Raw genomic sequence first — 12,061 nt, forward strand, 5'->3', positions numbered from 1 at the left:
TACTGGCCCGAAACAAACGTAGGAGCGAGCGCAGCTCGCGATTGCGCCGCGCGGGCGGCGCTCGATCTCACAGGCGCTGAAGATGCTCCGGCTACCCTTGCCAGGAACCATAGAATCTCCCACAGGTGGGAGCTGGCTCGCCGGCGATAGGGCCGGTCTTGCAATTAATGCAGCTCGAAGGTATCGGCATCCAGGTTGGCCGGGAACTTGGTGCGATACGCCGCCAGCTCCGCCGCACTCAGCACCACGGTAAACACCCCATCGGCCTCACCGGCACTCAGCAGGCTCTCACCCTGGAAGTCCAGCACCTGGCTGTCACCTGAATAGGCAAAGCCCTTGCCGTCCGTACCCACCCGGTTCACCGCGGCCACATAGCACAGGTTCTCGATGCCCCGCGCCGGCAACAGGCGGTTCCAGTGCTGGCGGCGAGCGGCCGGCCAGTTGGCGGTGTACAGCAGCAGGTCGGTGTCCTGGGCGTCGCGGCTCCATACCGGGAAGCGCAGGTCGTAGCAGATCAGCGGGCGAATCCGCCAGCCCTTGAGCTCGAACTGCACCTGGCGCTCGCCCGGGGTGTAATGCTTGTGCTCGCCCGCCATGCGGAACAGATGGCGCTTGTCGTAGTGCAGAATCTCGCCATCCGGGCGCGCCCACAGCAGCCGGTTGCGGTGGCTGCCATCGGCCGCCTGCACGATCACGCTTCCGGTAATCACCGCGTTGTACTTTTTGGCCTGCGCCTTGAGCCATTTGTAGGTGGGGCCATTCTCAGGCTCGCACAGGCTTTCCGATTGCATGGAAAACCCCGTGGTGAACATCTCTGGCAGGATCACCAGGTCCACTTCACCGGCCTGCTCAAGCAGTACCTCGAAGTGCGCGTAATTGGCCTCGCGGTCATGCCAGGCAAGGGTAGTCTGCACCAGGGCGATTTTCAGGTTCGGCAATGTGCTCAGATCGCGCATAGTTTCTCCGCTGCCTGGCGCAGCGTCTCCTCTCGTTTGGCAAAGCACAGGCGCACCAGGCGTTGCTCGGGGATGGGTTGCTGGTAGAACACCGACACCGGAATGGTCGCCACGCCGTGCTCACGGGTCAGCCACAGCGCCATGTCGACATCATTCAGGTCCGGGCGTATGTGCGAATAGTCCACCAGCTGGAAATAAGTGCCCGCCGTGCGGGTAAAGCGCAATCGCGAACCCTCCAGCAAGCTGCAGAACAGGTCGCGCTTGGCCTGGTAAAAGGCCGGCAACTCATCGATGTGCTCCGGGTGCTCGGCCATGAAGTCGGCCAACGCGCACTGCAGCGGGGTGACGCCGCAAAAGTTGACGTACTGGTGCACCTTTCGCAGTTCGGCGCTCAGCGCCGGCGGGGCGATCACGTAACCGGTCTTCCAGCCGGTGACGTGGTAGGTCTTGCCGAACGAACTGACCACGAAGGCGCGCGGGTACAGCTGTGCATGGGCCAGCACGCTGGCGTGGCGTACCCCATCGTAGACCAGGTGCTCGTAGACCTCGTCGCTGACCAGGTAGATATCCCGGTCGGCAATCAGCTGCGCCAACTGGTCGAGGTCTTCGCGGGTGATCAGGGCGCCGCTGGGGTTGTGCGGTGAATTGAGGATGACCATGCGCGTGCGCGGGCTCAGGGCATCGCTGAACTTCTGCCAGTCGATACGGAAGTCGCCATCGCTCAATTGCACATGCACGCAACGGCCACCGGCCAGCTCCACCGAAGGCTCGTAGCTGTCGTAGCACGGATCGAAGACGACCACCTCGTCACCGGCATGCACCACCGCCTGGATGGCGCAGAAGATCGCCTCGGTGGCGCCGGGGGTGATGGTCACTTCCTGGTCGGCATCCACCTGCGCGCCATACAGCCGCGCAACCTTGGTCGCCACCTGCTGGCGCAGGGCCGGCAGGCCGGTCATCGGCGAATACTGGTTATGCCCGGCGGCCACATGCCGGCCGACTGCATCGAGCAGCGCCTGCGGGCCGTTGAAATCGGGGAACCCCTGCGACAGGTTCAACGCGCCAGTTTGCACGGCGAGCTGGGACATGGTGGTGAAGATGGTCGTGCCGACATTCGGCAGTTTGCTGCGGATCATGGAGCCCTCTTTCCTGGGGACTGAGAGCTATAAGCTACAAGTTTCAAGCTGCAAGCCACAAGAAAAAGCAGCGAGAAACGCGGCCTGCTTTTACTTGCAGCTTGCAGCTTGCAACTGGTCAGCGCTTGTCGCGGCGCTTCTTCTCGGCCTTCTTGTGGTGCGACATCAGCCGGCGCTTCTTGTTGACCTGGCGGTCTGTGAGGGTGTTCTTCTTGCCCTCGTACGGGTTCTCACCGCCCTTGTATTCGATGCGGATCGGCGTGCCGACCAGCTTCAGCACACGGCGGTAGGTGTTTTCCAGGTAGCGCGAGTACGACTTGGGAATCTTCTCGGTCTGGTTGCCGTGGATCACGATCAGCGGCGGGTTGGCCCCGCCGAGGTGGGCATAGCGCAGCTTGATGCGACGACCGTTGACCAGCGGCGGCTGGTGCTCGCTCACCGCATCTTCGAGGATTTGCGTCAGGCGGCTGGTCGGCCAGCGGGTGACCGCCGACTTGAAGGCAGCCTGCACCGACTTGTACAGGTTGCCCACGCCAGTGCCATGCAAGGCGGAAATGAAGTGGATGTCGGCGAAGTCGACGAAGAACAGCCGGCGCTCCAGCTCGGTCTTGACGTAGTCACGCTCGCCCGGCTGCATGCCGTCCCACTTGTTCAGGGCAATGACGATCGCGCGCCCGGCTTCCAGGGCAAAGCCCAGCAGGTTCAAGTCGTGGTCGACCACACCTTCGCGGGCGTCCATGACGAAGATCACCACGTTGGCGTCCTTGATCGCCTGCAGCGTCTTCACCACCGAGAACTTTTCGACTTCCTCGTGGATCTTGCCACGCTTGCGCACGCCGGCAGTGTCGATGAACGTGTACTTCTCGCCATCGCGCTCGAACGGAATATAGATACTGTCGCGGGTGGTGCCTGGCTGGTCGTACACCACCACACGCTCTTCACCGAGCATGCGGTTGACCAGGGTCGACTTGCCGACGTTCGGGCGGCCGATGATGGCGATCTTGATGCCATCCTTTTCGCTCGGGCCCGGAATGCGCACAGCCTCTTCGCCTTCGGCGACATCGGCGTCCAGGGCTTCCTCGACCTGGTCGCGCGGCAGGTGGCCGAGCACGGCTTCCATCAGCGCGTTGATACCGCGGCCCTGGGAACCGGCTACCGGAATGGCGTTGCCCATGCCCAGCGGCGAGAACTCGGCGCGAGCCACGTCGGCGTCGATGTTGTCGATTTTGTTGGCGACCAGAATCGCCTCTTTGTTGCGCTTGCGCAGGTGCTCGGCAATCATCTGGTCGGCGGCGGTCATGCCGGCGCGGGCATCGACCAGGAACAGGACGTAGTCGGCCTCTTCAATGGCCATGAGCGACTGCTCGGCCATTTTCTCGTCCATGCCCACTTCGTCACCGGTGATACCGCCGGTGTCGATCAGGATGAAGGAACGACCCTGCCAGCTGGCATCACCATACTGGCGGTCACGGGTCAGGCCCGACAGGTCACCGACGATGGCATCGCGGGTCTTGGTCAGGCGGTTGAACATGGTGGATTTGCCGACGTTCGGGCGGCCCACCAGGGCAATTACGGGAACCATCGGCTCTCCACTCTCGAATTCTTGAAAATGCAAAGGCCGCTGCAAGGCAGCGGCCGGAGTACGGGCGGCGCTTCCTGCGCCGCGGCTTGAAGCCCGCCAAGGCTTCAAGCATAGCTTCAGCGGATGGTCAGTGCCTCGAGCTTGCCGCTGTTGCCGAAGACATAGATGGTGTCACCGACCACAAGTGGGCGGGCGCGCAGGCCATCGCTGTCGATACGCTCACGGCCCACGAAGCGCCCATCGACCTGGCTCAGCAGGTGCAGGTAACCTTCGAAGTCGCCCACGGCCACGTAGCTGGAATACACTTCCGGCGCAGAGAGCTGGCGACGGGCCATGCTGTCGTTGGACCACAGGGCGCTGGAAGTGCGCTCGTCGACACTTTCGACAGTGCCTGAAGCTTCGCTGACGTAAACGTTACCGAAGCCCTGGGCGACACCCACGTAGCTGGAGGCATCACGCTGCCACAGCACACGGCCGCTTTCCAGGTCCAGGCCCGCTACGCGGCCTTGGTAAGTGCTGACATACAGGGTTTGACCAGACAGCAGCAGGCCGCCATCGATGTCGACCACGCGCTCCAGCTCGGAACGGCCCTGGGGAATGGCCACGCGGCTTTCCCACACCGGCACGCCGTTGTTGATGTCCACCGCCACCACCTTGCCGGTCGACAGGCCGGCAATGGCCAGGCGGTTGGTGACGATCGGCGCACCGGTGCCACGCAGGGTCAGTACGGCCGGGGTGTTTTCGTAGATCCAGCGGCGGTCGCCGGTAGCGGCGTCCAGGCCGATCAGGCGGTCGTCCTGGGTCTGCACCACGACCACGTCACCGTTGTTGGCAGGCGGGGCCAGCACTTCGCTGGTCACGCGGGAGCGCCAGCGCTCTTCACCGGTGCTGGAATCCAGGGCAATGACTTCACCCTTGAGGGTGCCGAGCATGACCAGGCCGTAACCCACGCCCACTGCGCCGGAAACCGGCAGCTCCAGGTCCTTGTTCCAGACCACGTCGCCGGTGATGCGATCGAGGGCATAGACGTCGCCGTGTACGTCGGAGGCGTAGATGCGGTCGTTCTCGATGGCCGGTACCAGGGTGTTGTAGGTTTCACCCTGGCCGTCACCGATCGAACGGCTCCATTGCTTCTTCAGCACCACTTCCTCGGTGAACTTGGTCAGCTCGGCCGGGGGCAGTTCCTTCTTGCTGTTGCTGCTGCAACCTGCGGCCAGTACGGCCAGGGTCAGCACTGCTGCATGTTTCCAACCGATCACTTACGCGTCCCCTTTAGCCAGGTCATCCAGCTTCAATTGCAGGCCACCGACTGCGGCGTCATCGGACAACGCAGCCTTGGCTTTCTCGTAAGCGCTGTGCGCGTCGCTGGCGCGACCCAGTTGCACCAGCAGGTCACCCTTCAACTCTTCACGGCTGGCCAGGAACGCCTTGTCGGCATCACCGTCAAGCAGCTTCAGGGCATCCTCGGCCTTGTTCTGGGCGGCCAGCACGCGAGCCAGGCGCTGGCGCGAGATTTCGCCCAGGGTGGCATCGGCAGGCTTGTCCAGCACACCTTTGAGCTCGGCGGCGGCGTCGTCGAGCTTGCCGCTCTCGACCGCGACCTTGGCCACGAACAGGCTACCGTACTGGGCATAGGCCGTGCCGCCAAACTCGCTCTTGAGCTTGCCGGCCAGTTCCGCGACCTTGGTGGCGTCGGGCTGACCGCTTGGCGTCAGGCTGGTTTCGAGCAGGGCCTGGTACAACTGTGAGGCCCCTTGCGACTGGTTGTTCTGGTACTTGTGCCAGGTATTCCAGCCCAGCACCACCACACCTGCCAGCAATGCGCCAATCAGCAGCGGCTTGCCATTGCGGTTCCACCAGTCCTTGACCCCTGCCAGGTCATCATCATCAGTACTCGACACCCCAATACTCCTTTTCGCCTATTCGTTGTTGAACCGCGTTACGCCTGCGCGATCGCGGTTTGCAGGTGCTCGGCAAGAGCATCCCAGGCAATGTTCTGTTGCTCGCCCTGGCCACGCAGTGGCTTCAAGCCGATGACTTGCTTGGCCAGTTCGTCGTCACCGAGGATCAGGGCGAACAGCGCACCGCTTTTATCGGCTTTCTTGAACTGGCTCTTGAAACTGCCGCCGCCGGCGTTGACGGCCAGGCGCAAGCCCGGCAAACGGTCGCGCAAACCTTCGGAAAGGCGCAGCCCGGCCAGCTCGGCCTGCTCGCCAAAGGCACACAGGTAGACGTCGACAGTACGGCTGATGGACTCCGGCACCTTGCCCAGGGTTTCCAGCAGCAGGATCAGACGCTCGATACCCATGGCGAAACCAACGCCGGTGGTCGGCTTGCCGCCCATCTGCTCGACCAGGCCGTCGTAGCGGCCACCGGCACACACGGTGCCCTGGGCGCCGAGCTTGTCGGTCACCCACTCGAATACGGTCTTGCTGTAGTAGTCCAGGCCACGCACCAGCTTGGTGTTGATCACGAACGGAATGCCGGCGGCCTCCAGGCGAGCCTTGAGGCCCTCGAAGTGCACGCGTGAAGGTTCGTCCAGATAGTCTTCCAGCTTTGGCGCCCCAACCAGCACCGCCTGGGTGTTCTGGTCCTTGCTGTCGAGAATGCGCAGCGGGTTGCTTTTCAGGCGGCGCTGGCTGTCTTCATCCAGCTGCTCCAGGCGTGCGGACAGGAACTCGACCAGCGCATCACGGTAGCGGGCGCGGGCCTCGCTGGTGCCGAGGCTGTTGAGTTCGAGCTTGACCGCGTCCTGAATGCCCAACAGGCCCCACAGGCGCCAGGTCAGCATGATCAGCTCGGCGTCGATGTCCGGGCCGTCGAGGTTGAACACTTCCACGCCAATCTGGTGGAACTGGCGGTAACGGCCCTTCTGCGGGCGTTCGTGGCGGAACATCTGGCCGATGTACCACAGTTTCTGCACCTGGCCGTTACCGGTAATGCCGTGCTCGAGCACGGCACGCACGCAGGCGGCGGTGCCTTCAGGGCGCAAGGTCAGCGAGTCGCCGTTGCGGTCCTCGAAGGTGTACATCTCTTTTTCGACGATATCGGTCACTTCGCCGATCGAGCGCTTGAACAGCTCGGTGAACTCGACGATCGGCGTGCGGATCTGGCTGTACCCGTAGGTGTCCAGCAGGCCGGCGACAGTGCCTTCGAAGTAGCGCCACAGCGGCGACTGTTCTGGCAGGATGTCGTTCATGCCACGAATGGCTTGCAGCGATTTGCTCACGAAAAGTCCTTACGAATTCTGTGTGTCAGCCACGGACGATCAGCGCCGCGTCGGCTTCGGCCTTTTCGGCCGCTTTCTGGCGGATGAGTTTTTCCAGCTCATCGACCAGGTTGTCGTTGGTGAGTTTCTGCGCCGGCTTGCCGTCGATGTAGATCAGGTTCGGCGTGCCGCCAGTCAGGCCGACATGGGCTTCCTTGGCTTCACCCGGGCCGTTGACCACGCAACCGATCACTGCCACGTCCAGCGGTACCAGCAAGTCTTCCAGGCGCCCTTCCAGCTCGTTCATGGTCTTGACCACATCGAAGTTCTGCCGCGAGCAGCTCGGACAGGCGATGAAGTTGATGCCGCGCGAGCGCAGGTGCAGCGACTTGAGGATGTCGTAGCCGACCTTCACTTCTTCGACCGGGTCGGCCGCCAGGGAGATGCGAATGGTATCGCCAATGCCTTCGGCCAGCAGCATACCGAGGCCGACGGCGGATTTCACCGTGCCTGAACGCAGGCCACCGGCTTCGGTGATGCCCAGGTGCAGCGGCTGCACGATCTGCCTGGCCAACAGGCGGTAGGCCTCCACGGCCATGAACACGTCGGAGGCCTTGACGCTGACCTTGAAGTCCTGGAAGTCCAGGCGGTCGAGGTGCTCGACATGGCGCAGGGCCGACTCGACCAGCGCGGCCGGGGTAGGCTCGCCGTACTTCTTCTGCAGGTCTTTTTCCAGCGAACCGGCGTTGACACCGATGCGGATCGGGATGCCGCGGTCGCGGGCGGCGTCCACCACTGCGCGCACACGGTCTTCGCGGCCGATGTTGCCCGGGTTGATACGCAGGCAATCGACGCCCAGCTCGGCCACCCGCAGGGCGATCTTGTAGTCGAAGTGGATATCGGCTACCAGCGGCACGCTCACCTGTTGCTTGATCTTGCCGAAGGCTTCGGCAGCGTCCATGTCTGGCACCGATACCCGCACGATGTCCACGCCGGCATCGACCAGGCGCTGAATTTGCGCCACGGTGGCGGCCACATCGTTGGTGTCGGTGTTGGTCATGCTCTGCACCGCGATGGGGGCATCACCACCCACCGGCACATTGCCGACCCAGATTTTGCGGGATTCGCGACGTTTGATCGGAGATTCGCCGTGCATGACTTACTGTCCCAACTTCAGGCGAGCAGTCTCGCCACTGGTGAACGGGGCAACATCGACGGCCTGGCCGTTGTAGCTGACCTGGGCGCCCCGGGCGAAGCCCAGGCGTACCGCGAACGGCGGCTTGCCGGTCAGTTCGAGGTTGTCCCCTTTGCGCTTGATGGCGCTGAACAGCACCTTGCCGTTGCCGTCGGAAACCTGGGTCCAGCAATCGGCGGTGAACTGAATGGCGACCTTGCCGCTACCGGCCGGCACTGGCGCAGGCTCACTGGCTGCGGCCGGCGCGGCCGTAACGGGAGCTACAGGCGCCGCTGTGGCCGCCGGGGTGCTGGCGACTGCCTGCACGGGCGCCTGCTGGGCAGTTGCCGCCCCAGCGGCTGGCTCTGTGGCTGTACCCGCCGCCGGCTGCTCGCCAGCTGCAGCGGGTTGTTCGCCCGCGCCCTGCGCCAACGGCAGCGGTGCAGTCTCAGCCTGCTGGCCGGCGGTAACGGCCTGGTCTTCAGGCTCATCGAGCGGGTGGATCTGGGTGGTGCCGTCGGCGCTTTCGACTTCGACATGCTCCAGGGCCATCTTGGCCAGGTCCTTGCCGCGCAGGCTGCCCTGGTCCTGCCACCAGACGAAACCGCCACCGACCACGGCGAGCAGCAACAGCAGGCTGACGCCGCGCAGGATGTTGTGCGACAGGCGCGTCGGCTCTTCGATGCGGCCCAGCGAATGCACGTCGCTGCCCTTGGCATGGGTACCGGTGTAGCGGTCGAAGGCATCGACCAGCGCAGCCTGGTCCAGGTCCAGCAGCTTGGCGTAGGCACGTATGTAGCCACGGGCAAACGTATGCCCGGGCAGCTTGTCGAAGGCGCCGGTTTCCACGTGGTTCAGCGAACTGACAGTGAGGTTTAGCTTGCGGGCCACCTCGGCTTGCGACCAGTCCCGTTTCTCACGGGCCAGGCGCAAAAGCTCACCGGGGTTCTGGCCAGGCGCTACTGCTACTTCGGGATGCGCGGCGTTCATCGTTGCTCCGACAGGTATTGCTGATATTCCGGCGTACCGGGATAAAGTCGTTGTAATTGCTGGCCCGTTTCGGCCAGTGCGCCCTGCTCGTCGAACACCCTGGCAAGGCGGCTGCCCAGCAGCAGGCTACGGGCATCGTGCGCGCTCAGCTCGCTGAAACGATCGTAGTAGTCCCGGGCCGGCACATAATGCCTGTTTTCGTAGGACAACTCAGCCATTTCCAGCAACGCCCTGGGTTGCCGCTGGTTGAGCTGCAATGCTTTCACCAGATAGGCCTGTGCCTGGTCGCGGCGTTCGAGCCTCAAGGCAGTCAGGCCAAGGTTCTCGTATACGCGCGAGCGCTCAGGATACAGGGTATCGGCACTGGCCAGGCGAAACATCTGCTCGGCCTCGGCAAATCGCCCCTGAGCATAAAGGAAACTGCCGTAGTTGTTGCGAATTCGCGTATTGCCGACGCTGCTTTGCAGGGCCTTGCGAAAGTGTGTTTCGGCCAGCGCCGGCTCACCTTCGGCCTGGAACACCAGCGCCAGGGCCGCGTGCGCATCGGCATCGCTGCTGTGCAGGGCCAGGGCCTTGCCCAGTGGCGCCTTGGCCTGTTCGGTCAAACCCTGTTGCAAATAACCCAGCCCAAGCTGCACGTAGGCACGCCCCGCTTCGGCCCTGCCCTGGCGGCTGCCCAGCGGGTCGCTCGCGCCGCCCGACACGCAGCCGGCCAGCAGCGAAAGCGCAAGGATCGACAGCGCGGCGCGCAGGCTCATGGGCAAGGTCCCGGTCAGTGGCTGGCGGCGCTGTCTTGCAGCTCGACATCCGCAGACAGTTGGCGCACAGCAATATAGCGCTCACTGCGGCGCGTGCGGTCGTTGACCTGCCCCACCAACTGACCGCAGGCAGCGTCGATGTCGTCGCCACGGGTAGTACGGGTGGTCACGTTGAAACCACCGTGGTGCAGCAGGTCCTGGAAACGACGAATGGCATTGTTGCTAGGCCGCTCATAGCCCGAATGCGGGAACGGGTTGAACGGGATCAGGTTGATCTTGCACGGCACGTCGCGCAGCAGCTCGATCATTTGCGCGGCATGCTCTGGCTGGTCGTTGACGTCCTTGAGCAGGGTGTACTCGATGGTCAGCACGCGCTTGCCGCCCAGGGTGGCCATGTAGCCCATGCACGATTCCAGCAGCATTTTCAGCGGGTACTTCTTGTTGATCGGCACCAGCTTGTTGCGCAGTTCGTCGTTAGGGGCGTGCAGCGACAGTGCCAGCGACACGTCGATGTGCTTGGCCAGTTCGTCGATCATTGGCACCACGCCCGAGGTGGACAAGGTGACGCGACGCTTGGAAATGCCGTAGCCGAGGTCATCCATCATGATTTTCATGGCGGCGATGACGTTGTCGAAGTTCAGCAAAGGCTCGCCCATGCCCATCATCACCACGTTGGTAATGGCGCGGTCGATTTTGGCAGGGACGGTCCCGAAGGATTTGTTGGCAAGCCACACCTGGCCGATCACTTCGGCGGCGGTGAGGTTGCTGTTGAAGCCTTGCTTGCCGGTGGAGCAGAAGCTGCAGTCCAGGGCACAGCCGGCTTGCGACGATACGCACAGGGTGCCGCGGTCGTCGGTAGGAATGTAGACGGTTTCGACGCAGCTGCCGGAGGCAACGCGGATCACCCACTTGCGGGTGCCGTCGGCGGAAATGTCTTCACTGACCACTTCCGGGGGGCGAATCTCGGCAACGGCCTCGAGCTTCTCGCGCAAGGCCTTGCCAACGTTGGTCATGGCCGCAAAATCGGACACGCCAAAATGGTGAATCCATTTCATCACCTGGCCGGCGCGGAAGCGCTTCTCCCCGATAGAGTCGAAGAATTGTTCCATTTCCGGCTGGGTCAGGCCCAACAGGTTGATTTTGCCAGTAGATGTCGTCATGGATTCACCCTCACCCGTAAGCTTTCGCTTAGCGAGTGGTTACCTCGGTAGCAGCGAAGAAGTAAGCGATTTCGCGAGCAGCAGCAGCTTCGGAGTCCGAACCGTGAACGGCGTTGGCGTCGATGGACTCGGCGAAGTCGGCGCGGATGGTGCCAGGAGCAGCTTCTTTAGGGTTGGTAGCGCCCATCAGCTCACGGTTCTTGGCGATGGCGTTTTCGCCTTCCAGGACCTGAACAACGACCGGACCGGAAGTCATGAAGGCAACCAGGTCACCGAAGAAGCCGCGCTCGCTGTGCTCAGCGTAGAAGCCTTCGGCTTCGGCTTTGGACAGTTGCTTGATTTTCGAGGCAACGATTTTCAGGCCGGCTTCTTCGAAACGGGTGGTGATCTTGCCGATGACGTTTTTGGCAACGGCGTCAGGCTTGATGATCGAGAAAGTACGTTGAACAGCCATGGAAAACTCCAGAATATGAGTGTTACGAAAAATTAAACCCGCGAATTATACGCGGGTTCGAGGGGATTGCCTAACCTGCACGCAACGCTTAGTCGGCTTCGTCAATCCAGGCGGCCTGGATTGCCTCAAGCACTTTCTCACCGCCGCGTGACGGATCGTCGCTGAACTCTGGCAATGCCAGCACCCAGCGGTGCAGGTCGACGAAATTCACATATTTAGGATCGACTTCCGGCTTGCTTTCTGCAAGCTGGATGGCGATTTCAAGTACATCAACCCATTTCAGACTCATGTACAGGCCCTCAGTGCGGTGCTTCGGCAGCGTGGTTCAGCGAATACTTGGGGATCTCGATGGTCAGGTCCTGGTCGGCGACCACCACCTGGCAACCCAGGCGCGACTGCGCCTCCAGGCCCCAGGCCTTGTCCAGCATGTCCTCTTCCAGCTCGTCGGCTTCTTCGAGCGAATCGAAACCTTTGCGAACAATACAGTGGCAGGTGGTGCAAGCCTTTACCCCGCCACAGGCGCTTTCCATCTCGATGTGATGGTCGTGGGCCAGCTCCAGGATGTTGGTCCCGGCTGGCACATCCACGGTCAGGCCTTCAGGGCAGAACTTCTCATGCGGCAGGAAGGTTACCAGCGGCATCG

The 12,061-nt window shown here is 62.7% G+C and carries 13 protein-coding genes; all 13 read right to left on the reverse strand.

Annotated features, from left to right (window positions below):
• Nucleotides 1–164: 164 nt before the first annotated feature.
• A complete protein-coding gene (locus DMX12_RS25860; RefSeq protein WP_029885485.1) occupies nucleotides 165–956 on the reverse strand; it encodes an amidohydrolase in 792 nt (263 codons plus the stop codon).
• The gene (locus tag DMX12_RS25865) at nucleotides 944–2,092 is read right to left on the reverse strand and encodes a pyridoxal phosphate-dependent aminotransferase (protein WP_110679836.1); all 1,149 of its coding nucleotides are present in this window, start codon (nucleotides 2,090–2,092) and stop codon (nucleotides 944–946) included. The genes DMX12_RS25860 and DMX12_RS25865 overlap by 13 nt, the downstream gene beginning before the upstream one ends.
• Before the next feature lie 118 nt (nucleotides 2,093–2,210).
• Nucleotides 2,211–3,674, reverse strand: coding sequence for a ribosome biogenesis GTPase Der (gene der, locus DMX12_RS25870; RefSeq protein WP_009682028.1), 1,464 nt, complete (start codon nucleotides 3,672–3,674; stop codon nucleotides 2,211–2,213).
• Between the two features lie 116 nt (nucleotides 3,675–3,790).
• Entirely contained in the window at nucleotides 3,791–4,933 is a 1,143-nt protein-coding gene (gene bamB, locus DMX12_RS25875) for an outer membrane protein assembly factor BamB (protein WP_009682029.1), read from the reverse strand.
• Nucleotides 4,934–5,575 (reverse strand): tetratricopeptide repeat protein, encoded by a 642-nt coding sequence (locus DMX12_RS25880; RefSeq protein ID WP_110679837.1) that lies wholly within the window; start codon nucleotides 5,573–5,575, stop codon nucleotides 4,934–4,936.
• A 38-nt stretch (nucleotides 5,576–5,613) separates the two neighbouring features.
• Nucleotides 5,614–6,903: a histidine--tRNA ligase gene (gene hisS / locus DMX12_RS25885; RefSeq protein WP_110679838.1), complete on the reverse strand. Its 1,290-nt coding sequence runs from the start codon at nucleotides 6,901–6,903 to the stop codon at nucleotides 5,614–5,616.
• Nucleotides 6,904–6,928: 25 nt separating this feature from the next.
• The gene (gene ispG, locus DMX12_RS25890) at nucleotides 6,929–8,038 is read right to left on the reverse strand and encodes a flavodoxin-dependent (E)-4-hydroxy-3-methylbut-2-enyl-diphosphate synthase (protein ID WP_009682032.1); all 1,110 of its coding nucleotides are present in this window, start codon (nucleotides 8,036–8,038) and stop codon (nucleotides 6,929–6,931) included.
• A 3-nt stretch (nucleotides 8,039–8,041) separates the two neighbouring features.
• A complete protein-coding gene (locus tag DMX12_RS25895; RefSeq protein ID WP_110679839.1) occupies nucleotides 8,042–9,046 on the reverse strand; it encodes a RodZ family helix-turn-helix domain-containing protein in 1,005 nt (334 codons plus the stop codon).
• Nucleotides 9,043–9,804, reverse strand: a complete 762-nt coding sequence (gene pilW / locus DMX12_RS25900; RefSeq protein WP_110679840.1) for a type IV pilus biogenesis/stability protein PilW — start codon at nucleotides 9,802–9,804, stop codon at nucleotides 9,043–9,045. The genes DMX12_RS25895 and pilW overlap by 4 nt, the downstream gene beginning before the upstream one ends.
• Nucleotides 9,805–9,818: 14 nt before the next feature.
• On the reverse strand, nucleotides 9,819–10,964 hold the full coding sequence (gene rlmN, locus DMX12_RS25905) for a 23S rRNA (adenine(2503)-C(2))-methyltransferase RlmN (protein ID WP_009682035.1): 1,146 nt from the start codon (nucleotides 10,962–10,964) through the stop codon (nucleotides 9,819–9,821).
• A 28-nt stretch (nucleotides 10,965–10,992) separates the two neighbouring features.
• Nucleotides 10,993–11,418 (reverse strand): nucleoside-diphosphate kinase, encoded by a 426-nt coding sequence (gene ndk / locus DMX12_RS25910; protein WP_009682036.1) that lies wholly within the window; start codon nucleotides 11,416–11,418, stop codon nucleotides 10,993–10,995.
• Between the two features lie 88 nt (nucleotides 11,419–11,506).
• A complete protein-coding gene (gene iscX / locus DMX12_RS25915) occupies nucleotides 11,507–11,707 on the reverse strand; it encodes a Fe-S cluster assembly protein IscX (RefSeq protein ID WP_009682037.1) in 201 nt (66 codons plus the stop codon).
• 10 nt (nucleotides 11,708–11,717) lie between these two features.
• Nucleotides 11,718–12,059, reverse strand: coding sequence for an ISC system 2Fe-2S type ferredoxin (gene fdx / locus DMX12_RS25920; RefSeq protein WP_023533300.1), 342 nt, complete (start codon nucleotides 12,057–12,059; stop codon nucleotides 11,718–11,720).
• Between the last annotated feature and the right edge of the window lie 2 nt (nucleotides 12,060–12,061).

It is taken from the genome of Pseudomonas sp. MB-090624 (assembly GCF_003205245.1).
Classification (GTDB): Bacteria; Pseudomonadota; Gammaproteobacteria; order Pseudomonadales; family Pseudomonadaceae; genus Aquipseudomonas; species Aquipseudomonas juntendi.